The following is a 23,740-nucleotide window of genomic DNA, read 5'->3' on the forward strand; positions in this document are numbered from 1 at the left end:
TCAAAGAGGGTTCCTCCAATAAAAACTCCTCTTGCACAGCTTTTATTGGAGGAAAAGCATTAAATCATTTCCAGTATGTTCTCCAGTTCTTCCATGGAAAGGTCGTCATCTCCCAGATCGCTCGGAGTCAACTCCCCTTCTTCTTTTGCCATGCAATGCTCGATGATACGCAGTAAGTGATTCCGGTAACTGTACGCTAAGTTTGTCATGGTTTCTTCTTTGTACTGGAGACGGCTGTATCCAAAGCTGACCTGGAGCTTTCCATTCTCGATCAAGCCGGAAATGTCCAAGAGGAATACTCTCTCTGATTCTGGACTGAACAGCTGTCCTGTCCCGAGCGGTGAGAAGGTATAACCGCCCGATTTCACATCTGAGTCAAATTGCCCGAGATAGTTAAAGCTGATTTCCGGCTGCAAGGCAAATGACAAGGATAGTTGCGTCTTGCTGGACGTCATCGTACGTAAAATCTCGTAGCCAATTCCTTTTTTCGGAATGCGGCGCAGGCTTTCTTTGATCTGCTTGATTTGGTAAGCCAAGTCTTCTGATTTTTCCATATCAAGTACGACAGGGAACTGGGATGTGAACCAGCCAACCGTTCTTGTGACATTCATTTCATTCTGAATGTCCTCACGTCCGTGACCTTCCAGGTTGATGACAGGGCAGCTGGTATTTGCCCATTCTTTTACGGTTAACCCCAAAGCTGTCAGCAGCAAATCATTTATTTCTGTGTGATAGGCATGATGCACGTGACGCAAAAGGTTTTCTGTCTCTTGTGCTGTCAATTCGACCTTTACAGTGTGCGTGTGCTTTTGTTTCCGATCGGCTGTGACAAAATCAGTTGGCAATGCGACTGGCATAGTGGTGCTCTCCAGGTTGTGCCAATACGCTGCTTCCCGTAACAGCTCGTCACTCTGTGCGTAGCTTTGCAGTTGAGCTGCCCAGTCTTTATAGGAATCTGTTTTCTTCGGTAAAACGATCTCCTGATTTTGGAGAGCCTGTGAATAGGCCGATGAAAAATCTTCAAACAAGATTCGCCAAGATACGCCATCCACGACCAGATGGTGTATGGCAATCAGTAAATGGTCGCCTTCTTTGGTTGAGAAGAGAGCCAAATGAACCAGTGGTCCCTGTTCCAAATCGATACTGCTTTGGATGAGATCAGACAATTCCATGATGTGAGCTGCGCTATTTGCATGTTCCCTCACATCAAAAGAATAGAAACGGAATCGGTCATCCGTAAGCCCTTGATTGATTTGCGTCATGATCCCATTTTCCTGTTTGTATATCATTCGTAACGCATCATGATGCTCGACGATTTTATGGAAGGCTTGCTGAACAAGGACTGCATCAAAGCCTTCTTCACGATAGAGCATGACAGCCTGATTCCAATGGTGACGATCCGTGAAATTTCGCTCGAAGAACCACTTCTGGATGGGTGTCAAGCCAATCTCGCCCTCTACGACTCCCTGATCACTCTCTCTGTTGTTCGGTGTTACATGGAGAGCGACTTCCTCGATCGACGGATGTTGGAACAGTTCTTTCATCGCAAGCGTCCAGCCTGATGCGTACAGGCGAGTGGAAACTTGAATCGCTTTGATGGAATCTCCACCCAATTCAAAGAAGTTGTCTTTTATTCCGACTTGTTTGATACCCAATACGTCTGTCCAGATGGTAGCCAGCAATTGTTCCAGCTCGTTTCTGGGTGCTTCATATTCTCTTCCCGAATTGACATCCTGGCTTGGCTTCGGTAGTGCTTTTCGGTCAATCTTGTCATTGGGGGTCAGCGGCATCTTATCCAATTGGATAAAGAAGGATGGAACCATATAGGCAGGCAGTTCCTTGGCAAGATGCCTTCTCAACTCGGCAATGGACACTTCTGATGCTGCTACGAGATAGGCGCAAAGATACTGGCCGGCAGCAGAGCCATCATCTCGAGCAACCACCACCGCCTGATCGATGTTCTCATAGGCGAGTATGGCGCTCTCGATTTCCCCGATCTCGATTCGATACCCGCGCACTTTGACCTGTTCGTCAGCCCGACCGACGTATTCGATCGTGCCATCCGTCCGCCATTTCACCAAGTCACCTGTTTTATACATGCGCTCTTCTGGTTCAAACGGATTCACAACAAACTTTTCATCTGTGAGCTCCGGTTTGTTCAGGTAGCCTCTTGCAAGCCCAGGTCCTCCAATGCATAGCTCACCCACCACACCAACCGGCTGCAAGCGATGTTGTGCATCTACGATGTAGACCTTTACGTTGGCAATCGGCCGGCCAATCGTGATGTCTTGACCGGGTTCAATAGAACGGGAAATGGTGGAGACCACGCTATTTTCAGTCGGACCGTATTCATTGTTGATCCCGATTATTGGATGCTTTTCTTTCGTTTTTTGAACAAGCTGTGCAGGTAACTTCTCGCCTCCCAGTGATACGCAGCGAAGCTCAGGGAAGTCTGCCACAGTCGAGCAATCCAGAATTGCTTGGAACAGACTCGGCACACCATAGTAATGTGTGACCCCAGTGGATGCGATCAGCTTTTTCAACGCGATCGGGTCTTTGGCTTCTTCCTCTCTCGGCAACACGCACGCAGCACCTCCGAGAAGCGGTGCGAACAAGCTCGCTACAAACCCATCAAAAGCAAAGGAGAACACTTGCAATGCCTTGTCTTCCGGTCGGAATCCATATTCATCTCTTCTCCACTGCAAGCAGTTGATGATCGCACGATGCTCGATCATGACTCCCTTCGGCTTGCCGGTCGTACCGGACGTGTAAATGATATAAGCTAAATCGGAAGGCTTGTTGATGCAAAGCAGATTGTCTGTCTGTGGAGAATAGTTCCTAGAGTCGCCCAAATCGATGATCTCTGCATGACTGGTGACCTTGGGGATCAAGTGAAAACGAGTAAGCATGAGTTTCGCCTGACTGTCCTCCATCATGTAGCGGATTCTTTCTTCCGGATACTCAGGATCGATGGGCAAAAAGGCGCCGCCCGCTTTCAAAATGGCAAGAATGGCAATGACCATCTCTAATGACCGTTCCAGTACCATGGCGACGATTTGCGATGGCTCAACACCTTTCTCACGCAAAACGGATGCGAGCTGATTCGCTCTTTCATTCAACTCTTGGTACGACATTCGCTGCCCTTGGAATACAAGCGCTGTTTGATCGGGCATTTTTGCCGCCAGTTCTTCAAAAAGCTGTTGAAGGGTTTTGTCTTTGGCGTATTCTCTGTCCGTACGATTGAACTCCACCAGTAACAGCTGCTTCTCTTCTTCCGTCAGCATTTCAATCTCTTGCAGCATCCGATCAGGATGGGCCGCAATGCTTTTCAGGATTTGCAAGAAGTGGCGGGACATCCTGTCTACCGTATCTTTTTTGAACAGCTTGGTGCTGTATTCCAATCGCAAAAACAGGTCTGTTTCACGCTCGGTCATATGAAACGACAGGTCGAATTTCGCTATCGAAGGAGCACTGCCGGATTCATAAGGGCGATAGACCAGTTGATCCAGCGTTTTTGGGTTCAGTTCATCAGTTTGTAGGATGAACATGGTGTCAAACAGTGGATTACGTCCCGGGTCACGCTGAATGCCAAGCTTTTCAACAAGACTTTCAAACGGGTAATCCTGATGATCATAGGCATCCAAGGCATTCTGCTTGACTTCCATCAGAAACTCCTTGAAGGTCTTTTCGGATGTCGGTTTGTTTCTGATCGCCAGTGTGTTGACGAACATTCCCACAACGGGCGCAAGCTCAGATCTTGACCTGCCGGAAATCGGCGTTCCCACAATGATGTCATCCTGCCCGGAATACTTCGAGAGCAGCACATTGTAGGCTGCCAGCAAAACCATGAACAGCGTCGTTTTGGTTTCTGTCGCCAGCTCTAGCAGGGCATCCCGCAGTTGGTGGCCAGTTGAAAGCGCGATGTGGCTACCTTCAAAGCTTTTTACGGCTGGTCGCGGGTAATCCGTCTGTAAATCCACGGCTGAAATGTCTCCTGCAAACGTACGAAGCCAATACTCTTCCTGTTGCTTGAAGGCATCTGACTGAAACAAGCCCTGCTGCCAGACAGAAAAATCCTTGTACTGAATGCGCACCTCTGGCAAATTTCTTCCCTGGTACAATTCAGCTAGCTCATTGAACATGATCGTGACCGATGCAGCATCTGCGGCGATATGATGCATGTCATAAAGGAGAAGATGACGCTCATCCGAAATTTTCACCAAGCCCATGCGGATCAATGGCGGAACAGAAAGATCAAATGGACGGACAAACGAGTAGAAAATTTCATCGATCTGATGCGCCTCCGCTGTTTGATACTCCATTTCCACTTTCACATGGCTATGAATTTTTTGGACCAGCTCACCCCCGACCATCTCAAATGACGTTCTCCAGATGTCGTGTCGATCCACCAATGCTTGCAGCGCATACGCCAATTGCTCGCGAACCAGCTTGCCTTCCAGCATGATCATGCCAGGCGTATTGTAGCTAATGCCGGCCCCTTCAAGTTGATAGAGCAGATACATTCGCTGCTGGGCTGATGATACCGGGTAGTAATCTCGCGGCTCTGCTGGTTGAATGGATGCATCTGATGCAGCTTCGCTGTTTTCAATCAATCGGGACAAGGCACGAACAGTTGGAGAACCAAAGAAATGCTTCAGTGAAAGATCAACTCGAAACTCTCGATGCACGTGCGCCACTACCGTCATAGCTTTCAAAGAATGTCCACCCAGCTCAAAAAAGTTATCCATCACGCCGATGCCGGAGATGCCAAGGACGTTTTCCCATATCTTTGCCAGTATTGCCTCTACTTCATTGGCAGGCGCGACATACTCCACACCTGTTGCAGGCTTTCCTTCAGGCTTCGGCAGCGCTTTGCGATCGATCTTGCCATTTGGCGTGAGCGGGAAAGCATTCAGTTGAACCAGATAGGTTGGGACCATATACGCTGGCAGTTCTTGCGATAGATGTGTTCGAAGAGCCACTTCCGAGATGTTTTCTTTACTGGTGAAATAGGCAGTCAGAAACGCGTCCCCGCTTCCATCCGGATAAGCGACGACAATCGCTTCATTTGTCGTTTCATAGCTGAGAAGAACCGATTCGATCTCCCCGATCTCTATCCGGTATCCTCTCACTTTTACCTGTTCATCCAGGCGTCCTATGAATTCAATCGTACCGTCAGGGAGCCATCTGCCAAGGTCGCCTGTCTTGTACATGCGTTCACCTGGCTTAAATGGATTGGAAACAAACTTCTCCTCGGTAAGCTCTGGTTTGTTCCAATATCCGCGTGCCAACCCGAGTCCGCCAATGCATATCTCTCCCACTACACCAATTGGTAGCAGCTGGTGCGAATGGTCCACAATGTATATGCTTGTATTTGCGATTGGTCGTCCAATGGTGATCGGAGCATCTGGGAGCGCATCGCACAAATAGGTGGCGATAACGCTGCTTTCTGTCGGACCATACGCATTGATTGTAATCATCTGCGGATTCATTTCTTTGCACATCTCAACCAGCTTCGGCGATAGCTTTTCTCCCCCGAGCATGGTCATTTTCAGTGGACTGATCTCTTCGGTGGTGCTGCATTCCAAAATCGCTTGGAACAAACTTGGCACGCACACCGTGTAGCTGCAACTCCAGATTGAGATCAGGTTTTTGAGCGCGATTGGATCTTTGGCTTCTTCATCCTTCGTCAAGACAACAGTTGAACCAGATAGAATCAATGCAAAGAAAGTAAGGGCAAAAGCATCAAAGGCAAAGGAGAGAACCAACAAACCTCTGTCATGGACAGATAAAGCAAGCTCTTCTTTGTTCCACGTGGCACTGTTGACAATACCTTTATGCTCCCCCATGACCCCTTTTGGCTTACCTGTCGTACCCGATGTGTAAATGATATAAGCCAGATTGGTAGCCGTATGAATCGGGTCAAGGTTTGTGGTGATACGAGAATAGTTACTCTTATCCTCCAAATACAGGCATTCCACTCCAGCAGCAATCTTTGTTCCAAGATGCTCATGAGTAAGTACGAGACGAGCTTCGCAATCTTCCAGCATATAAGCAATGCGATCATTCGGATAATCTGGGTCGATAGGAACATATGCCCCACCAGCCTTGAGAATGGCAAGGATTCCAATCACCATCTCCAAGGAACGATTGGCCATAATCCCAACTCGTTGGTCAGCCTTTACTCCTTTTTTCCGTAATGTACGAGCAAGCTGATTAGCCTTCTTATTGAGCTCCTGATATGTCAACTTCTTGTCCCCGCAAACCAGTGCGATTTGATCAGGGGTTTTCAGCACTTGTTCTTCAAATAGCTGGGGAAGTGTGCTTTCCAACTGAACAGGCTTCACTGTGTCGTTGAAATGGACCAGCAATTCCTGCTTTTCCTGCTCGGTGAGCATCTCCATCTCGTAGAGAGCCAAGTCCGTGTTCCGGATGACTTCTTGCAAGATTTGGATGTAGTGACGCGACATGCGTTCGATGGTCTCCTGCTTGAACAGCTTGGTGCAAAATTCGAAGCAGAACATTAGACCGGCATGGTCTTGGGTTGCTTCGAGAGTCAAATCGAACTTCGCCATTTTGCCCTCTGGCACGTAAGGCGTCACTGTCATGCCCTCGATCTTGATCGGATCGGCATCCATGTTTTGCAAAATGAACAAGGTGTCAAACAATGGATTGCGGCTTCGATTTCGACTGACCGCCAGCTTTTCAACGAGCTCCTCAAACGGGTACTCCCCATGCTCAAAAGCAGCGAGTGTATTGTCCTTTACTTCTCGTAAAAATTGCTTGAAGCTTTTGGTTGCCACGGGCTGGTTTCTCATTGCCAGCGTGTTTACGAACATACCCGTGATGCTTTCCGTGTCAGGGTGTGTTCTTCCAGCTGTCACGGTTCCGACCACCATGTCTTCTTGCCCGGAGTATTTCGCGAGCAAAACATGGTAGGCTGCCATGAGCACCATGTAGAGCGTCGTACCAGTATCGGCCGCCACTCGTTGCAAACCATCTAGCAGCTGTTTTTCTGTGCGGAATAGATAACGTTCGCCCTCAAAGCTTTGAACAGACGGTCGAGAGTAGTCCAAAGGCAGGTTCAAGACAGGAATTTCACCAGCGAATCGCTCGGTCCAATACGCTTCTTGCTTTCTGTATTCATCTGTCTGTGCCAAACCTTTTTCCCAAACCGTGAAGTCTTTATATTGAATGCGTTGCTCTGGCAAAGATTTGTCTTGATAGAGCTGCGCAAGATCATTCAGGATGATTTGCGATGACACGCCATCCGAGATGATATGGTGCATATCGATGATCATGACATGGCGCCGCTCTCCCAGTTTGACCAGTCCAACCCGACTTAGCGGCGCTTTTTCCAAATCAAACGGACGCATGAAATCCGTGATGACTTGATTCAAACGATCTTCTGTTGCTGCCGTGTAGGTGATTGGCAGTTTGCATTCCGGATGGATGCGTTGAACCGGCTCGCCGTTGATGGTATGAAAGGACGTTCGCAGCGATTCATGACGATTCACCAGACTGGAAATGGCTTGCTCCAGCTGCTGCACATTCAATTCCCCATCGAGTACCGTCACTACGGGCAGATTGTAAACCGTACTAGCCGGATCGAGCTGGTTTAAAATCAGCATGCGTTTTTGCGCAGAGGATACTGGATAATGCTCTTGCATGACGACCCGCGGAATAGCGAGATACGTTCCTGCCTCTTCACCTTCCACATACTTGGCGATTTCTTGAATGGTTGGTCTGTCAAACAAGACGCGAAGCGGAACATCTGCTTGGCAGTCTTTTTGTATCCGGGAAATGAGATGAATCGCTTTTAGCGAATGACCCCCCAGCGTGAAAAAATTGTCCTGAATGCCAATCGGTGACACGCCGAGTACACTTTCCCAAATGGCTGTCATTTTCTGTTCCAGTTCGGTTGTCGGGGCGAGGTAATCCGCTCCCGTAAATGCATTCCCCTCTGGTATGGGCAAAGCTCTTCTGTCTGTTTTTCCGTTAGGTGTGACCGGAATCCGCTCCAGCTTCATAAAGAAGGAAGGGATCATATACTCCGGCAGCGTTCGCGATAAGTACGCACGCAGCTCCTCGTTGCTGACTTCTTCTGTCAAAACGACATAGGCGCACAAATACTTTCCGCCAGTCTCATCCGTTCTATCGATGACCACGGCTTCCTTAATCAAAGCGTGGTTGAGCAAGTGCGATTCGATCTCTCCCAGCTCGATACGATGACCCCTGATTTTCACCTGATGGTCGATTCGCCCTAAGAACTCGATATTGCCATCTGGCAACCAACGAGCGAGGTCACCCGTTCGATACATTCTTTCACCTGATTGATATGGGTTCTCGAGAAACTTCTCCGCAGTCAGCTCCGGATTGTGCAAATATCCTCTCCCTACGTTCGCACCAGAGATATACAGCTCCCCGACAATGCCCTCTGGTTTCATCTGAAGCTTTTCATCCAGGATATAAATGCCTGTGTTGCTGATCGGTTTTCCGATTGGCGGCAGCTCTGGTATATCCATACTCGGGTCCATCGTGTAGGTGGTCACCACATGTGTCTCCGACGGCCCGTAATGATTGTGTAAAAATACGTGATGGTTCCGCAGATATTTCTGTAGCTCATGAGTGACGACGAGCTGTTCTCCGGCTGTGATAATGTGCTTGACGCAACGCGGGAAGCTTTGCGTATAATCTTTTTCGTTAAAGATAAATTTCAAGAAGGTTACAGGGAGGGACAAAATGCTGATCTGTTTTTCCTGGATAAAGGCAAACAGTTTTTCTACGTGACGTCTCATCTCATTCGTGATGAGATAGAGCTGTCCCCCGGAAAGCAGCGTCGAGAAAATCTCCTGGTAGCAAACATCAAAGCTGCATGTGGTATACTGCAATACTTTTTCATGAAACTCGATGTTGGTTTTGGCAAACGTAAAGTGCATCAGATTTGCCATGTTTTTATGCTCAAGCATGACGCCTTTTGGTTTCCCTGTCGTTCCTGAAGTGTAGATGATATAAAACAAGTCATCCGGTTGATTGATCGTTTCGACAGACGCACTGCTCTCTTCCCAGATGGCTGGAGCGCAGATATCTATTTTTTCAGTGGAAGCAGAGACTTTCTCGAGTAGATGATGCTGCGTCACTACCAATTGAGTCCCGCTATGTTCGAGCATGTAGGCAATTCGTTCTTCTGGCAGCTCCGGATCAATCGGTACAAACGCACCACCGGCTTTCAAAACCCCAAGAATTCCGACAATCATCTCGATCGAACGATCCATCATCGTACCAACCAGACTGTCTGCTACAATCCCTTTTCTTCTCAAAAATCTGGCGAGCTGATTGGACTTCTCATCTAGCTCACGATATGTCAATTGCTGTTCTCCGAATACGACAGCAACCTGATTAGGTGTCCTTTCCACCTGTTCCATAAAGAGCTCGCGTATAGTTTTCGTTGGATAGGCAGCTGAAGTAGCAAGGTTTTTGGCCATTAATTGTTGTTTTTCAGTATCTGTCAGCATGGTAACCTGTTGAAGGGTGATCTTCGGATTTTTTGCCACGCAAGCCGCGATCTGCTTGAAGTGTCCAGCCATTTTCTGGATAAAGGCTTCGTCGAAAACAGCAGCATTATAATCAAACCGCATCGCAATCTCTTCTTTGGGCATTACCATGACGGTCATGTCATAATTGGTAGGCTCAAACATCTCGACATCAGAAATGGTAAAGCCTACTTGCTGTGTCGCTGCCTTTTTCTGCAAGGCCTCCACTAACGGATAGTTTTCGATGACCATCAGGTGATCGATCAAATCTTTCTTCAATACAGAATCGTTTTGTATATCGTACAAAGGAACATGCTCATATGGCTGGGATTGCAGTGTTCTTTGGTGCACACCCTGTATCAAGTCGGCAAAGGTTTGATCGTTTTTCGCTTGGATGCGGAATGGAATGGTATTGATAAACAACCCTACCATTTTGTCGATTCCGACGATTTCAGTTGGACGCCCGGATACGACAGAGCCGAAGAGCACATCATTCGTAGCGTTATAGGATTGGAGCAGAATCCCCCATAAGGTTTGAATCACAGTCGGCAAGGTCACTTGATTTTGACTTGCGATCGCAGAAAGCTGCTGCTTCAGCATACGGTCCAGCACAAAGCGATATTGCGCTGGTAGAAAGGCATTGCTAGAAGACTTCCCAAATTTCGGCAAGGAAGTTTGCTGTTCAAACTGTCCCAAATAGTCTCTCCAATATGCGAGAGCAGCCTCTTTATCTTGCTTTTCCAGCCAGAGAATAAATTGGCTGTAAGGCTGCACCGGATCAAGTGAAATCGGTGCCCCGTTTTTTAAGGATAAATAGACGGAAAGCAAGTCATCAAAAATAATGCTAAAGCACCAACCATCCATGAGTATGTGATGAAAACTCCAGATGATTTGGTATTCGCTCTCCGTCATTTGGAAAATAGCCACTCTCATCAACGAATCTTTCGCCAGATGAAAGGTTTTCTCTTGGTCATTCCTTTTGTATTGTGTGTAGCGCTGCCGCTTTTCTTGCTCGTCGTATGCCGTTAAATCGCAAAATAGGATGGGAACGGGCCGTTCTTTCAAGACAACCTGCAAAGGCTGCTTTAATTTTTCATAGAGAAACAGCGTACGGAACACATCATATCTCTCTACCAGCACATGCAAGCTATTGGTAAACAAACCAACATCAAGATCGCCCTGAATCGAAATGGACATCTGCACAAGATGAGAGTTATGTTCTTCATCTAGCAAGGCGTGAAATAACATTCCCTCTTGCATGGGCGTCAATAAATACATATCTTGTACTTGTTCTTTGCTAAAAATACTCATTCCGGCACCTCGATATCGACAATATTTGTCAAATTTGTATAAAAATGTAAATTAAGAACGTGTCTTACCCCATGAAATATTAGCAAGTGCATATTTAGTTAAGCGTATTGGCAAGCACTTCGAAGATGTCGTCCATTTCTTCCATTTGAAGTCCTTTTAGACTAAAGTCACTGGGAGTCCGTTCGACTTCTTTTTTCTGTACGCAATGTGTAATGATTGACCGGAGATGTTTTTGATAGTTCTCACTCAATTGATGGATGGATTCTTCTCTAAACTGCTCCTCGCTGTAAGTAAACGTGATGAGAAGCTCCCCACCTTCAATTCTTCCTGTAATATTCAAGGCGGTATAAATCTCCGAATCGGGACTCAGATTGTTCTTCCCATCCGCACCGAGCGTGTTGCCTGAACTATAAGGAGAACGGGTAAACAGTTCGCTGTTAAGACCAGAGTCAAATTGACCCAAGTAGTTAAACGTCACTTCGGGTTGCAAGGAAAAGGACAAGGAACCTCGTCTTTCTGGTTCTGTCATATATTTCAAAATTTCATAACCAATGCCTTTATTTGGGATCTTCCTCAGGTTTTCTTTCGTGCATTTTATATGGTTAGGTAAGTGATTCATTTGACTCACATCTAATAAAACTGGATATTGGGACGTAAACCATCCTATTGTTCTTGTCACGTTAGCGTGTTCGATCACATCCTCGCGCCCGTGCCCTTCCAGATTAATCACGATTTGGTCAAGCCTGCCCCACTCTGCAACAGCTAGCCCCAACGCTGCCAGTAACAAATCATTGATTTCTGTTTGATAAGCAGAATTTGCCTGTTTCAACAATTGTTCGGTTTCCGCTGCTAACAATCCGACCTGTATGTTTCGGGTACTCTTCTGTTTGCAGCCTACCGTTTCATAGTCTTTTGGAAGGGACGCATTCCTAGCTCCGGATTCAAGATTCTCCCAATACGGGATTTCCCTCATCAACGCATCACTATTCGCGTAGTCGTTCAGCCACACTGTCCAATCTTTAAAAGAATCCGTTTTTTCTGGGAGAACGATTTCTTTTCCTGCGACTACCTGACTGTATGCAGTTGCTAAATCCTCAAACAGAATGCGCCAAGAGATTCCATCCATGACTAAATGATGGATGGCCAGGAATAAATGGTCGCCTTGGAGCGTATGAAACAAGGCTGCCTTTACCAACTGTCCCTCTTGTAAATTCATGCTGCTATGCAAACGTTTCGTTTCTTCTTCGATCGCTTTCTGGACATCCCAATGTGAGGTTAGATCATATTGAAGGAATTGATATAATTCACTACCCAATCCACGATTCTGTTGAACGATACTCCCATTTTCGCGTTGATAGATCATACGGAGCGCATCGTGATGTGAAAGGATTTTATCCAGGGCCTTTCGGATGGCTTCAGGATCAAATCCCTGTTCGCGATACAACACATACGATTGATTCCAATGGGACATATTCGTAAAGTTCTTTTCAAAGAACCAGTGTTGAATCGGCGTTAACGCGACAGGACCTTCGATGATTCCCTGCTCGCTACTCCTCGTCGTACTTTTTACATAGAGAGCAACCTGTGAAATTGTCGGGTAATTCAGTAAATCTTTCGTGTCTAGTTTTCGTTGATAGGCATGCAAACGAGCAGCGACCTGGATCGCTTGAATGGAATCCCCACCAAGTGAGTAAAAATTATCGAGAATCCCAATTTTTTCGATTCCCAATACCTCTTGCCACACGGTTGCGAGAATCTTTTCTGTTTGATTTCTGGGAGGTTCGTATGCAGGATTTGTCTCAGAAGTAACATCCGGTTCTGGCAATGCTTTGCGATCAATTTTGTCATTTGGCGTGAGCGGCATTTTATCCAACTTCACGAAATAGGAAGGAAGCATGTACGCAGGAAGCTTTTGAGCGGCATATTCTCTGATCTGTGCAGGTGTTACTTCCTTTTGCGAAATAAAATAAGCGCACAAATAGGGTTGAGCATGTTGGTCTTCTCTAGCGATTACCACTGCCTCTTTTATTTGTTCATGTTTCAGCAAAACGGACTCGATTTCACCCAACTCAATCCGATGACCTCTGATTTTCACCTGATGGTCGATTCTACCGAGAAATTCGATTTCTCCAGACGGAAGCCATTTGGCCAGGTCTCCTGTCCTGTACATCTTCTCTCCTGGTACAAACGGATTATCTACAAATTTTTCGGCGGTCAAATCTGGACGATTCCAATATCCTCTGGCTAAGCCTACTCCACCTATGCACAATTCGCCTTCACTGCCAATTGGCTGCAATTGTAGCTCTTCATTGACAATATAAGCGTACGTATTTTGAATCGGTTTACCGATTGGGATCGTTTGGTTGAGAAGCTCATTGGGAGGTGCCTCCCATATTGTCGCGCAAATGCTTGTTTCCGTAGGTCCGTATGCATTCACGTACCTGACTTTGTTTTTCCATCTATTCACTAAAGGGAAGTTGGCAGCTGAACCTGCCGTAATCATGATGCGGAGAGTAGTAATATGATCTGGGTTGAGGTGAGTTAAATAAGTAGGTGGCAACGTGATGATGGTTAATTCATTTTCATTCAAATAGTTTTCAAGACTGATGAAATCATGAATTGTCTGTTTGGAAAGGATATAGAGGCTAGCACCGGTTAATAAAGCCATGAACATTTCCCATACCGATGCGTCAAAAGACATGCTGGCAAACTGTCCAATCCTGTCTGCAGGTGTAACGTCAAACGTATTTTGGAAGAATGATTGCAAATTCGCGATCCCTTTATGCTCCAGCATGGTTCCTTTCGGCTTGCCGGTTGTGCCTGAAGTATAGATGACATACGCCATGTCAGTAGGCTTGCTTGGCAAGTGAAGATTGGAATTTGGGCGAGAATCCAGCTGTTCTTCCTCGAGTACGACTACAGGACCACGGTATCCGACGTCATAAACAAGTTGGCTGACGTTTTTCTGGGTGATGACGATTTTAGTCTGACTGTCTTGCAGAATATATTGAATCCGATCACGGGGATATTCGATATCGATGGGAACATACGCTCCGCCAGCCTTGAGGATGGCCAGAATAGCCGTAACATTTTCAATGGATTTCTCCATCATCACACCGACAATGCTGTCTGTTGTAATTCCTTTTTCGATCAGAGCTCTTGCTAATTGGTTGGCCTTCTTGTTGAGCTCCTGGTAAGTTAAGCGCTCATTTTCATAAACGATGGCAACTCGGTGTGGCACAGCTTCTGCTCGTTCCTCGAACAACTGATGAATCGACTTATCCTGTGGATATTCCGCCTTAGTATCATTAAACAAGGCTACCTGTTCTTTTTCCCACTCCAAGTCGATGAGATTGGCCTGATTTGCTAACATATGTCCCCTCCAATTAATTGGCAAACTTTTGTCTATCATGAAGTGTGACAATATCATATGATGGCCAAACAAGTGACAGTTAGGATAAACTTCAGCATCAGCAACATTAAGTATAATGGCCGAATGTAACAAATTATATGGGGTTTTGTATCTTTATTGTAATTTTCACCCATAACTGTATATCTATGGTCATGAACCGATTTTCACCTTCAAATTCTCTAAGATTTTCCAAAGTTTCACAATGGGGATAATTCCCTGTTTGTATTAAAATGTATTCAGGAAAAAAGTCTCTTTCCATTTTTTAGGCAAATGGTGAACACTGGTACTCTAACCGAATGGATACAGAAAATGATTTCTGAAAATAAAACCATCACATCACAATTTTCATACGGTTAGTTTGCGTATCACCCCTTCATAAAAAATTGTCCAGCGAAGTCCTCGTTATGTTCTGCATACATATTCTCGCGTAGCTTAAACTGTTATTCATTATAGCAGAGAGAAATTTTGTGTACAGATAAAAATAGGAATTTTTTGCTAAAAATGTTTATTTTTAAAAAATCTGTGTCTTTCAATCTGAAAGGACCTTAGACCCATCAAACTGCAAATACGATCTCGTGAACTCACGTTTTCGAGAACAAAAAAGGCCCACACCTTGTGTTTCCATCCAAAAGTGTGAACCCTTTTATTGACAATAAGGCTGAGCTCCTTAGGAGGTTTATGCCCTTGCTTACTCTTTTATCACAATGTTCTTCTCCTGCAATCGCTTGTTCGTAGCACTTCTGACCAGCGTATACACGACGGCAAAAGCAGGAATACCAAGCAACATGCCCATGATCCCAAATAGACTTCCGCCCACTAACAAGGCCAGCATGACCCATAAGCCTGCTAATCCGATGGAATTCCCTACGACCTTTGGATAAATAAAGTTACCCTCGATTTGTTGCAGAACAAGAATAAATACAACGAACCAAATTGCTTTTACCGGATCAACCATCAAGATGATAAACGCACTGGGAATAGTCCCGATGTAAGCACCAAAGATCGGAATAATGCTCGTTACCCCAATGATCACACTCACCAGAAGTGCATATGGCATATGGAACATCCACATGCCGACAAAACAGAGAGAACCAAGTATCAGTGCCTCGGTGAGCTGACCCGCTATGAAACCACTGAATGCTTTGTTTGTAATTTCACCAATTTCTACAGCTCTGTCCGCCCTCTCTTTTGAGGAGTAGGCATATATCAGTTTTTTGGCGATCATCGTTAACTTTTCCTTACTGAGTAACAAGTAGACGGACAGCATCAGGCCCATGATAATATCGATAAAGCTGATCGTAAACATTTTCGTGAATTCCAAAATCACCGGAATGGAAGTCAGGAAAAACTGTCCAAACTTGGTCAGACTATCGTTCCACTTCTCCACGAGTGTATTCCACAGATCGCCAGACAAATGAAACTTCGCTGCGATACCATCCACGAAAGCCTTCCATGATTCCATATCATTCGGCAGACTGAAGGCAAGCACGGAAATACTCGAGATCAACTGAGGAACAATAAACCACATCAAAAATGTCAAAAATACCAAAACAGTTGCTAAAGTTAACAAAATAGAAAATGGACGTCTCACTCTCAACCAGATTCGATTGTTTCTCCGGTTGATGGGAGCAAATACTCTCTCTTCATAAAATCTCAATAAAATGTTTAGAATGTAGGCGATGGCGATCCCATAAATGACAGGATCTAATAAATCAAACATGTTAAAGACGAACAACTTGACAGCCGTAAAATTCCAGAACAGAACAAACAAAAGTACGGTGTAAGTCGCGATCATGATGTATTTCTTCATATCTGGCCAGTTTAACCTATCCATCATTCTCTTACAGACTCCTAACGATTGTGTTTTCTAAGGTGACAGGCTTATCCATAACTTTTTTCTATTATATCTTGAATACCCTTCAAAAACCAAAATCGAAAAATAAAACATCATTAAGACTGCATGGAAACGAAAAAACACCCATGCGCGGGTGTTTTGTTATGTCATGTTTTGCTTGTACGCAACTTGTACGCAGCACGTACCCGTTCGATCTGGGCAAGATGGGCGCGAACGTGCTCAACCCGATATTCGAGCAACTCTTTAAAGGTGAACCGCCCTGCATCTGCATAAACCCCTACACGCTCATATTGATCGCGGGTTAATGTCTCCAGAATCGGTTGCATGCTACAGCGGAGCATTTGGAATAAGAGTAGGTACTGCTCGCGGTCCAACAGATCGTATGCCAAGTTATTCACCCAAGCAAGCTGATCAAACGAGATCAAGAGTGGCTCTTCTTCTGCCAAAACTTTTTTCAACCGATGTGTAGACAAAATTTCCGAATCCGTTACATGGATAAGGATTTGATGAATACTCCATTTGTCTGGTGCCGGCTTGAAGCGAAGCTCTTCCTCGCTTAAGCCTTCGATTGCTTCTCGAAGCATGTTGTATCCACGTGCGTACTCTTCCATCAATGCTTCCACCTTTGTCCCCTCCTTGACTATACAGATGCTTTCCTGTGATGACGAAACGTTTTTCACATGAATTTAAGCTGCACGTATCAATTCCCGATCTCGTTTGCCGTGTAGCCAGTGATAAAGTGGGATACTGAAAAGGATGAAGGCAACCATCCCGATGAAAATTGTCCGGTATCCTGTATACGGTACGATAAATCCGAGCAGATAAGGCCCGATTCCTAAACCTAGATCATACAAAATGTAGTAAGTTGAGGTTGCTAATCCAAAGCGATGCGGAGCTGTCACCTTCACAGCTACCGTTTGGGCAATGGAGTTAAAGTTACCGAAGCCCACTCCAATCAATGCGGCAGATAGCAGCAACATCCAAGAAGTTGAGGCTTGACTGAATAAAAGCATCCCGAGAGCAAATAGCACCAGGCTGGGGTATGTCACGATGTTCGCCCCTCTTGCGTCCATTAGTTTTCCTGAGAATGGTCGCGAGAGGATAATGACAATGGCATACACCAAGAAGAAATAACTGGATGCTGAGGAGAGATTCATTTCTTCCGCATAAAACGATAGAAATGACAAGACACCTGAATAGCTGAAGCCGATTAATAAAGCAATGAATGAAATCGGCAATGCTTTCGGTTCGATGAATTTCGAAAGCACAGAACCTTTTGCTTCCTCTTTCACACTCACGGAAGGAAGTGGAATATTGATTTTTGCCATGGCATAAAACATCAAACAAATCAGGGAAAACACGACATTCATCGTAAAGATCCAGGTGAAACCATCTTCAAGCCGCAATAAAATCATGCCGAGAAAAGGTCCAATCGCAGTGGCTAAAATCGCACTTAAACTATAATAGCCAATCCCCTCACCCTTGCGAGACGCTGGCAGGATTTGGGCAATAATGGTACCTGTTGCTGTACTGGCAATACCAACGGCAATCCCTTGCAGTAATCGATTTACCAGTAGCAAAGTAATATGGACAGCAAAAAATCCTAACCCAATCCAAAGCGTTTTTTTCGTACCAATATGACTAATGGCTCTACCAGTGAGCAGTCGGCCAATCAAAGCTCCAATGATAAAGATACTGGAAACCAATCCGGCTGAACTGGTTGAAGCGTGAAATTCAGTTTTAGCATACGATGCAATCGTTACCATTAGCAAGAAAAACATGAGTGTCAAAAGAAAATTGATGAAAGAAACAATGACGAACTCTTTTGTCCAAAGCCTATCCTTTTTCACTGCTTACCCTCTTCTCTTTAGGTTCATGATTAGTTTTTCTAGTACTGTGGCTGCTGCGTCTCTTTCTTCTTGTGAGATGCCCTCCATTAATTCTTCCAAGAACGGATCGGTCGTTTCCATAATCGTCTTATGCAGCGCTTCACCTTTCTCTGACAAATACATAATTTTTTGCCGTTTGTCTGCACCTGATGAAATCGAAATCATATCACGCGCAGCTAATTTTTGCGCAATCGGGGTAATAGCCGGCTTCTCTACTTGCCAATAATCGGCGACGTCGCTAAAAGTAGCAGGACCGTTATTTTTGAGATACCGAATTAACGCCCATTGCGTGTTTTTCTTGCTGCTTGAGAAGGTCTAAAATCTTATGGGTTACCTTGTGGCTTTTTCCGCGCCCATTCGTCTAACCTATATCATCAATACAAAAGGAGAAAAACATGCTGGTAAAAAGGTTTTTCGCTATTCACTTCTTATTATTGCTTTTCTTCGTACTTTATTTTCCAATACCTACGCTTGCAAAGGAATCCTCCATTCAAAATCCGTATTATGTGTTTAGCTGGGATGAGGCAGGCAATGTCCGCATTACCGATTTGGGAAAAAACGAAATTCTCTCTTCCATTCAGTACCAAGCGGAATATGGCACGATCTACAATGCACTAACTCCTTCCCTTCCGAAAGGAACCAATCAAATATCGTTGGATCAAAGTCCACCATTTCAACCAGGGGCGGCCATCGAGATTCGCTCCGAATCGTTTGGCGGCAGAATGAATGCTCCGCTTGTCCATCAGGCTAAAGTGACTGCCGTCCGTGGAAATGTCGTTTATTTCTCTCCTGCTACGACGAAAGTCATTGACCGGAACATATTTATCAAAAGGGCCAGCCAATGGGTTCGCAAATGGGATGACGTAAAGGTGGAACAACAGGAGACGGCTACTGGCAGCACAGTTATCGTCACCGGTCAAACTCCGATTTCAATAGTTACAGCACAATATGAATTGCAAAAAAATAGCCCTGCCATCGATGTCACCGTAAAAACCCGCTACAAGCGGGAGGCAAAGGTTTTTCGAGAGGCGTTCACCTTGCAATTCAAGCCAAAAGTAACAGAGGTATACCGGAAGAACCGGAAAGTGGACACACAAAAATTCCAAGCTTCTTACTGGCTCGATCACCAAGGTGCGAAATTTGGTCATGGGAAGCAAGCAGCTTTTTTATACCATACCCCCAACGTATCGTCACTTGAATTGAATACGACGCAAAAACAGCTCATCGTGAATCTGGATCACATGAACGATCACAGATACGTGCAGCAAGGCTCTACGAATCAAGTCGGAAAAGTCCGACACGCTTCCGAATATCGTGCAAACGATGAACGGACGAATTCCTTCTCGCTGGTAGTTGGGTATCAACCGAAGCTCATGCCGCGATTTATGAGTCAGCCTTCTGGTTTTTTGGCGACGCACGTATGGACAGAGCATGCTGACGAGCAGACGATACAATCGAATCGGGCTGTTTATTTCGGGTCCGAGAAAATTACATCGTCGGCACAAGCGACAGGCGGTTTTGTCAAACACCGGATTCCGGTTACGAAAAGCGTGTTTTACTCGAATCCGTATTTTCAAGCGAAATCGCCTGTCAATGTCGCCATTCAGCAAAGCCCTGAATTTTTGCAGTTTCTGGATGATCTGAATCGGAACGGTAATGATATCGGTCTACATACCCTCTATCCATACGAAATAAGGCACTACCAAAAAACGACGGAAGATGCCTTGCAGGTAATGAAAGATCACTTCCAGAGCAGTACATGGATTGACCATGGGTATCTGAAGTCCAGCTTTGCGTTTAACGCGCTCGACATCCACACTGCGAATTACTTGGCGCATCAATGGAAAAAATACGGCACATCGTATTTTTGGCACTACAGTTCAGAAGATATCGCCAATCCAAACAATGGCCTTGATTTGTACCAAACCCAAAGAGGCGACGCTCTGCGCACCCCTCTCTATTGGTCGCATCCGACAGTCACCGGCCCGTTTTATTCATGGTCGGCTGCCACCATTCCGGAAGATACACTGTATCTGTATCGAGAACAAAATCTCCAGCAGCTCATTCAAAATCGTGGGGTTTTTATCAACCATACCTACTTGGCAAGAATTCCGTCCAATAAGAAAGGCGGGAAATTTGTCATTCGGGATGCCAAAGGAAACTGGATCATTCATCCTGAATTTGACCGCTTGTTGAAGCGAATGGACACGCTGCGCGATCAAGGCAAATTGCATTTGACAACCGTACGTGAAATCATGGATTATTGGCTCGCCCTCTCTCAAGTCAGAATGGAATATGCACCAAACGGCTCTATTGTTCTGCACAATGATGGCAAGCGCAAGATTTCTGGTCTTTCCATGGCGACAAAAGCTACGGAAGTCTATGTGAATGGGGTGAAGCCGTCGCAAAAGAAATCAGACGGCGATCTTATCTTTTGGTTCGATCTGGAGCCGAATGCAGTTGCTGTTATTGCTGCGAACAAAGTGGATAGTATGGCACTCCCGAAATAAAATTAAAAGCTTCCCTAGCGGTTCTAGGGAAGCTTCTTATTTCTTCATCTATTGAGACAATTTTACCAAGCTGTAGTTTTTCTTGCCTTTGCGGATAATGATGAAGCGACCGCCGATAGCGAGACTTGGCGTTACTTCCAGTTCCAGATCGGTAACGCGCTCGCCATTCATGGAGATAGCCCCTTTTGTAATATCCTCACGTGCTTGACGCTTGGATGGCTCAATGCCAATCTCAACGAGCCAGTCGACAATGTTCTTCGTTTCGAGGGTAGATTCGAACGTCGGCATTTCTTTGAACCCTTGCTCGATCTCATCTGCCGACAGCGATTTAATATCACCAGTAAACAAAGCAGCTGTAATGCGTTTCGCCTGCTCCAGCAATTCCTCGCCGTGCACAAATCTCGTCATTTCCTCAGCCAGCGCTTTTTGCGCCTCGCGTTTATGTGGCTCAGTCTGTACTTTTTCAGCCAGTTCTTCGATTTGCTCTTTGGAGAGGAACGTAAAGTATTTCAAGTATTTCACAACATCGCGGTCGTCGGTATTCGCCCAGAATTGGTAGAATTCGAATGGTGTTGTCTTGTTTGGATCGAGCCAGATGGCTCCTCCTGCTGTCTTCCCGAATTTCGTTCCATCTGCCTTCAGCATCAGAGGAATCGTGAGACCGAATGCTTTTGCTTCTGGCCCTTCTTTTTTGCGAATCAGATCGAGACCGCTCGTAATGTTGCCCCATTGGTCGGAACCGCCGATTTGCAGCTGAACATCTTCATGTTTGTACAGATGCAGGTAATCCAGCGATTGCAGAATTTGATAGGAAAACTCCGTAAACGAAATGCCGCTTTCCAGTCTGCTCGACACGACATCCTTGGCAAGCATCGTATTGATGCTGAAGTTTTTCCCGTAATCCCGCAAAAATTCAATGACATTGATTTTGTGCGTCCAGTCGTAGTTGTTCACCAAACGGATTTGGTTGTCTCCTTCTGTAATGAACAGCTTTTTCATCTGTGCAGTGAGTTTTTCGACATTCTCCTGTATTTGTTCCAGTGTTTGCAAAGAGCGCTCAGATTGACGGCCGCTCGGATCGCCAATTGTACCTGTTGCACCACCGATCAAAATGACCGGACGATGACCAGCGAGCTGGAAGCGTTTCAGTACCATGAAAGGAATCAAGTGACCGATATGCATGCTGTCACCTGTTGGATCTACACCACAATATAACGAGACTGCTTTTTCATTCGTTAATTCTCGCAGCCCTTCTGCATCTGTTTGCTGATTGACGGCTTCGCGCCATTCGAGTTCGTCGATAATATTCACTGCCATACACTCCTTCAATCTCCTATGGTAAAAAACAAAAAATCGCCCCTTGTCTATTGTAGACATAGGGACGATTGAATAACCGTGTTACCACCCATCTTGCACCAATGGACCCAAGCGTTAGCGCAGGCCATTCATGCCACTCGTAGCGAGTTATCGTTCGCGATTCCGCTCGGCATTACCCGAGATACTCCAGAGTGTAATTCGCTCGCTTATTGTGTACCGGGTTCCATCAACCCCCGGCTTTCTAGAACAGGGAATAAGCTGCTACTGGGCTCTTTCAACGTATGTTTCATATGAAATTAAAGTCAGTATATTGAATTCAAATAGCAATGTCAACCATGTAGCAATGATTCCGCCACGATCCCTTATTTTATTTTCGTGAGACCGTCGGAAGTTAGTTCATAAACAGCTGTTGCGACTTCATGTAAATACCGTCGATCATGCGAAATACTGATAATCACACCGTCAAAAGCCGTTAAGGCGCGGCACAGAACAGGAGTCGTCAAAGGACTGAAGTTTCGGGTCGGTTCATCCAGTATCAATATTTCGCACTGCTCCAAAATCATTTTTAACAGGAGTAATTTCGCTTTCTGTCCTCCAGATAATTTTTGAATCGGTTGATGCATCTCCTCTTTTGTAAATTTCATACTGCCTAAATGGGTATACGCTTTTGTAATCGCATCTTTATTCCCCGTTGTTTCCGAGAATTCAATCGGTGTTTGGGTTGAATCCAGTTGGTCCTCATAGTTTTGTGGCATGTATCCGATCTTTAATGAAGAGTGCTGAACTAGCTCATCCATGATCTTTTTCAGCAAGGTCGTTTTTCCGATCCCATTTTCCCCAATAATCGCGATTTTTTCTGGCCCCTTGATCGATAAATGAATCTGTTTCGATAGCTGTTTGTTCGCTATTTGCAGTACTTCCAATGAATAGTCGAGGATTTGTTTACTACCGGGGACATGTACCGCTGAATCAAATCGGAATTCGCTCGCTTCTTCCACACTCGGGACCTCTAGAAACGATTCCGACGCTTTCTCCATTCGCTCTCTTTGATTTTTCAAAGACTTGATTTTCTTTTGCAGTCGCGGATCTGACCGTACGTTTCGATGCTGATGCTCCGCCTTATTCCAAATGTCATGCCATTTCTCCATTTGCTTTCTATGATCAGAAGCTTGCTTTTTGGCTATCTGTTCTTGTTTGCTCAAGCCGTTCTCCCGATTGGCGAGGTAAATCTCATATGGTTCTCTTGAAAACGTATGTTTGGGTACTTGTTTGCGCTTCGTCAGTTCCATATGAAGGATACTGTTTGCTGTATTTGCAATAAAAGTTTCGTCATGCGATACATAGAGGACAGGAATATCCGTCTGTTGAATAAATTCTTCCAGCCGCTCCATTGATTGAATATCCAAATCATTCGTGGGTTCGTCCAGTAATAGAACATCAGGCTTCTGCGCCAGTAGACTTAAAAAACGGTATTTGAAACGCTCACCACCAGACAGAACACCCATTTTTTTATCTGAATCCAATACATGAATGTCGAAATCATCCATCGCTCTCACCAGTTCTTTGCTCCATTGATTTTCAGCAAAAAAGTCGGCGATGGTCATTTGTCTTTCTTCGTCCGATAGCTCCTGGGAAAGAAAACCCATGGAACATTCGTTTCTCAATACTTTCCCTTCAAATGTACAATACTCGGCAATCATTTGTTCCGCGTAAATGAATTTTAATAAGCTGCTTTTTCCATTTCCCTCTTCCCCGATGATGGCAATCTTGTCGCCGAGTTGCAGGGTCAGATGCAAATTTTCAATGAGAGTCCTGTCGTCTTTTTTGGTGGTAATCGTGATATTGTGCAGTTCAACCATTTGGATTCCCCATTTCGTTTTTCTGTTTCTCGTCATTTACTCTTTGTTCATCTG

At 45.3% G+C, this 23,740-nt stretch carries 8 protein-coding genes, 1 pseudogene and 1 other annotated feature; of the genes and pseudogenes, 1 reads left to right on the forward strand and 8 read right to left on the reverse strand.

The annotated features are described in order from the left end of the window. Window positions 1-59 precede the first annotated feature (59 nt). From tycB to EL268_RS33735, 6 genes and pseudogenes are all read right to left on the reverse strand, one after another. Complete coding sequence (gene tycB / locus EL268_RS15380; protein WP_106655227.1) at window positions 60-10,844, reverse strand: tyrocidine non-ribosomal peptide synthetase TycB; 10,785 nt, start codon at window positions 10,842-10,844, stop codon at window positions 60-62. Between the two features lie 94 nt (window positions 10,845-10,938). After that, window positions 10,939-14,217: a tyrocidine non-ribosomal peptide synthetase TycA gene (tycA, locus tag EL268_RS15385; RefSeq protein ID WP_106655226.1), complete on the reverse strand. Its 3,279-nt coding sequence runs from the start codon at window positions 14,215-14,217 to the stop codon at window positions 10,939-10,941. A 727-nt stretch (window positions 14,218-14,944) separates the two neighbouring features. Next, window positions 14,945-16,093, reverse strand: coding sequence for an AI-2E family transporter (locus tag EL268_RS15390; protein WP_106655225.1), 1,149 nt, complete (start codon window positions 16,091-16,093; stop codon window positions 14,945-14,947). A 164-nt stretch (window positions 16,094-16,257) separates the two neighbouring features. Further along, window positions 16,258-16,734 (reverse strand): DinB family protein, encoded by a 477-nt coding sequence (locus EL268_RS15395; RefSeq protein ID WP_106655224.1) that lies wholly within the window; start codon window positions 16,732-16,734, stop codon window positions 16,258-16,260. Window positions 16,735-16,797: 63 nt separating this feature from the next. Beyond that, entirely contained in the window at window positions 16,798-17,961 is a 1,164-nt protein-coding gene (locus EL268_RS15400) for an MFS transporter (RefSeq protein ID WP_106655223.1), read from the reverse strand. 3 nt (window positions 17,962-17,964) lie between these two features. Then, window positions 17,965-18,282: pseudogene (locus tag EL268_RS33735) on the reverse strand (MarR family winged helix-turn-helix transcriptional regulator); the annotation flags it as partial. A gap of 113 nt (window positions 18,283-18,395) precedes the next feature. Here EL268_RS33735 and EL268_RS15410 point away from each other — a divergent pair. Then, entirely contained in the window at window positions 18,396-20,510 is a 2,115-nt protein-coding gene (locus tag EL268_RS15410) for a hypothetical protein (RefSeq protein ID WP_106655221.1), read from the forward strand. Window positions 20,511-20,558: 48 nt separating this feature from the next. Here the strand turns inward: EL268_RS15410 and tyrS are convergent, their stop codons facing one another. Together tyrS and EL268_RS15420 are read right to left on the reverse strand one after the other, a co-directional pair. Next, the gene (tyrS, locus tag EL268_RS15415; RefSeq protein ID WP_429789990.1) at window positions 20,559-21,827 is read right to left on the reverse strand and encodes a tyrosine--tRNA ligase; all 1,269 of its coding nucleotides are present in this window, start codon (window positions 21,825-21,827) and stop codon (window positions 20,559-20,561) included. A 57-nt stretch (window positions 21,828-21,884) separates the two neighbouring features. Then, window positions 21,885-22,114 (reverse strand) — a binding site (T-box leader). Between the two features lie 75 nt (window positions 22,115-22,189). Further along, the gene (locus tag EL268_RS15420; RefSeq protein WP_106655220.1) at window positions 22,190-23,686 is read right to left on the reverse strand and encodes an ATP-binding cassette domain-containing protein; all 1,497 of its coding nucleotides are present in this window, start codon (window positions 23,684-23,686) and stop codon (window positions 22,190-22,192) included. Window positions 23,687-23,740: the final 54 nt, after the last annotated feature.

Source organism: Brevibacillus brevis, from assembly GCF_900637055.1.
In the GTDB taxonomy this organism is placed as follows: domain Bacteria; phylum Bacillota; class Bacilli; order Brevibacillales; family Brevibacillaceae; genus Brevibacillus; species Brevibacillus brevis.

Bases quoted from the DNA above. Each gene is read 5' to 3' on its own strand.
- tyrS (WP_429789990.1), bottom strand. From the start codon at position 21,827: ATGGCAGTGAATATTATCGACGAACTCGAATGGCGCGAAGCCGTCAAT.
- tycA (WP_106655226.1), bottom strand. From the start codon at position 14,217: ATGTTAGCAAATCAGGCCAATCTCATCGACTTGGAGTGGGAAAAAGAA.
- EL268_RS15410 (WP_106655221.1), top strand. From the start codon at position 18,396: ATGCTGGTAAAAAGGTTTTTCGCTATTCACTTCTTATTATTGCTTTTC.
- EL268_RS15420 (WP_106655220.1), bottom strand. From the start codon at position 23,686: ATGGTTGAACTGCACAATATCACGATTACCACCAAAAAAGACGACAGG.
- tycB (WP_106655227.1), bottom strand. From the start codon at position 10,844: ATGAGTATTTTTAGCAAAGAACAAGTACAAGATATGTATTTATTGACG.
- EL268_RS15390 (WP_106655225.1), bottom strand. From the start codon at position 16,093: ATGATGGATAGGTTAAACTGGCCAGATATGAAGAAATACATCATGATC.